The 323-nt window shown below is 51.4% G+C and carries 1 protein-coding gene; it reads right to left on the reverse strand.

Features of this window, described 5'->3' with window-relative positions; genetic code table 11:
• On the reverse strand, nucleotides 1-323 hold a 323-nt coding region (locus tag FDX22_RS30960; protein ID WP_255432892.1), incomplete at both ends, for an ATP-binding cassette domain-containing protein.

Genomic DNA, 323 nt, shown 5'->3' on the forward strand with positions numbered 1-323 from the left:
AAAACTCTGCAGGATAACGATGGCGGGTTTCGCTATCGAGTCCGACTTCAGCCATCACTGCTTTTACCTGCGCTTCACGCTGTTCAGCGGAAAGCGTTGGCTGGTGAACGCGCAATCCCTCTTCAATAATTTGTAATACGCTCAAACGCGGATTCAGTGAAGAGTTGGGGTCCTGAAAGACCACCTGAATGCGGTGACGTACTGGCAACAGTTGGCGGCGATTTAAGGTATGCAGCGCCAGACCATCGAACACAATACTGCCTTGCGATGTGATTAATCGCAGTAGCGCCAGACCAGTGGTACTTTTCCCGGAGCCTGATTCA

This window comes from Citrobacter sp. TBCS-14 (assembly GCF_005280805.1).
Taxonomy (GTDB): Bacteria; Pseudomonadota; Gammaproteobacteria; order Enterobacterales; family Enterobacteriaceae; genus Citrobacter; species Citrobacter gillenii.